We start from the raw sequence: 2,451 nt of genomic DNA on the forward strand, positions 1-2,451 counted from the left end.
CAAATTCCGGATGAGGGGGACTCTCCGCGAGTTCAATTGCCAGCGCTTTCGCGGAGACAGCCCCTCACCCCAACCCTCTCCCCGTAAGAACGGGGAGAGGGAGAAGAGGCAGCCTTCAATTCGTGATCTTGTAGCCCGTCGCCTTCACGATCGGCTGCCACAGCGCGGTGTTCGCGGCGAGCTCCTTGGATAGCGCGTCCGCATTGCTGCCGATCGGAATCAGCCCGATCGCCGTCAACTTCTCCTTCACCTCCGGCTTGGCAAGCGCCGCGCTCGCCGCCGCCCCGAGCTTGCTCGCGAACTCCGGCGGGCTGCCGGCGGGAAGCCACATGCCGTACCAGGCGTCGGCAACGAGATCGATGCCGCTCTCCTTCAGCGTGGGCACGTCAGGCGCGAAGGGTGAACGTTCCGCGCTCGCGACCGCGATGATCTTCACGCCCTTGGCGCGGTGCTGCGGCAGCGCGTCCGCCAGCGTGGTGATCCCGAAGGAAATGTGGCCGCCGACGAGGTCGTTAAGGATCGGCGCGCTGCCGCGATAGGGCACGCGGGTCAGGGGAATACCGAGATCCTTCTCGAGCTTGGAGCCGGTGAAATGCGGAATGGTGCCGTTGCTCGGCACTCCGAACGAGGTCTTGTCCGGATGCGATTTCAGCCACGCTACGAACGCTTTGAAATCGGCAGCATCGATGCCCGGGCCGATCACCAGCGCAAACTCGAAGCGCGCCAGCAGCGACACCGGCATGAAATCCCTGGCCGTGTCGAAGCTCGGCGTCGCCTCCACCATTGGCAGCAGATACATGGTCGGCCCTGTCGTCACCAGCACCATGCTGCCGTCGGGGCTCGCGCCTTTCACCGCCTTGATGCCGATCAGGCCGTCGCCGCCGGTGCGGTTCTCGACCACGACGGTCCGCTGCAGCAGCGGAGCCATCTCCTGCGCGAGCAGCCGGCACAGCGTGTCGCCGCCGGCTCCGGCCGCAAACGGGAAGATGATCTTCGTCAGCCCGGCCTGCGCCCGCGCACCACCCGCCTGCGCGAACAGCGGCAGGCCGAGGCATCCGGCCATGAATTTGCGGCGATCCATTCGTTTCCTCTTTCGGCCCGTTTATCGTTGATCGCCATTAGAGCCAGACGGGCGGCTGACACAAGGCCGACATGCGTCGTTTACCATCCCGGCTGACTTGCGCCGGTCACCGTCCTGCTGCAAAAGCAGGGCTCATCGGCGCCGCCTGTCGCTCCGCCGTCATTCGCATCCAGCGCCAGCACACAAGAGACATGGCCAGCCCCGAACTCAGCCAATTCCGCCGCATCGTCGTCAAGGTCGGCTCAGCGCTGCTGGTGGATTCCGACAGGGGCGAGGTGCGTGCGTCCTGGCTGGCTGCACTGGCCGACGACATGGCCAAGCTGCACAAGGAAGGGCGCGACGTGCTGGTCGTCTCCTCCGGCTCGATCGCACTCGGCCGCAGCCGGCTGAAATTGCCGCGCGGCCCGCTGAAGCTGGAAGAGAGCCAGGCCGCGGCCGCCGTCGGTCAGATCGCGCTGGCGCGAATCTGGTCGGAGGTGCTTGGCGCCCACGGTATCGGCGCCGGCCAGATCCTCGTGACGCTGCAGGACACCGAGGAGCGCCGCCGCTATCTCAACGCGCGCTCCACCATCGGCAAGCTGCTGGAATGGCGCGCGATACCCGTGATCAACGAGAACGACACGGTGGCGACCACCGAGATCCGCTACGGCGACAACGATCGCCTCGCCGCGCGCGTCGCGACCATGGCGAGCGCCGACCTGCTGGTGCTGCTCTCAGATATCGACGGGCTCTACGATGCCCCGCCGAAGAACAATCCGAACGCAAAACTCATTCCCGTCGTCGACAGCATCTCCTCGGAGATCGAGGCCGTGGCCGGCGATGCCGAGTCCGAGCTGTCGCGTGGCGGCATGCGCACCAAGGTCGAGGCCGCCAAGATCGCGACGACCGGCGGCACGCATATGCTGATCGCCTCCGGCAAGATCGAGCATCCCTTGCAGGCGATCGCCGATGGCGGCCGCTGCACCTGGTTCCTGACGCCGGCCAATCCCATCACCTCGCGAAAGCGCTGGATCGCGGGCACGCTGGAGCCGAAGGGCACGCTGACCATCGACGCCGGCGCGGTGACCGCGCTACGGGCCGGGGCCAGCCTGCTGCCGGCTGGCGTGAACAAGGTCGAGGGCCAGTTCGCCCGCGGCGATGCCGTGATCGTGCGCGGCCCCGACGGCAGCGAGGTCGGCCGCGGCCTGATCGCCTATGACGCCGATGATGCCGAGCGGATCAAGGGCCGCTCCTCCCCCGACGTGATGACCATCCTCGGCATCAGCGGCCGCGCGGAGATGATCCACCGGGATGATCTGGTGGTGGGCGGGTAAGGGCCCCGCCCCGCTCGCCGCCGGGAGACCAGCCATACCCTCCCCGCCCTTCGCAAA

2 protein-coding genes are annotated in these 2,451 nt (G+C 67.2%); one reads left to right on the forward strand and one right to left on the reverse strand.

All coding sequences use genetic code 11. The features are described 5' to 3' along the window. Window positions 1-115 precede the first annotated feature (115 nt). Window positions 116-1,081 (reverse strand): Bug family tripartite tricarboxylate transporter substrate binding protein, encoded by a 966-nt coding sequence (locus XF30_RS02300; protein ID WP_036024653.1) that lies wholly within the window; start codon window positions 1,079-1,081, stop codon window positions 116-118. 191 nt (window positions 1,082-1,272) lie between these two features. On the opposite strand from XF30_RS02300, the gene proB reads away from it, so the two are divergent. Next, a complete protein-coding gene (proB, locus tag XF30_RS02305; protein WP_036008728.1) occupies window positions 1,273-2,394 on the forward strand; it encodes a glutamate 5-kinase in 1,122 nt (373 codons plus the stop codon). Window positions 2,395-2,451: the final 57 nt, after the last annotated feature.

This window comes from Bradyrhizobium sp. SUTN9-2 (assembly GCF_003122645.1).
Taxonomy (GTDB): Bacteria; Pseudomonadota; Alphaproteobacteria; order Rhizobiales; family Xanthobacteraceae; genus Bradyrhizobium; species Bradyrhizobium yuanmingense.

Excerpts from the sequence above, each read along its gene's own strand:
- XF30_RS02300 (WP_036024653.1), bottom strand. The coding sequence starts at position 1,081 with ATGGATCGCCGCAAATTCATGGCCGGATGCCTCGGCCTGCCGCTGTTC.
- proB (WP_036008728.1), top strand. The coding sequence starts at position 1,273 with ATGGCCAGCCCCGAACTCAGCCAATTCCGCCGCATCGTCGTCAAGGTC.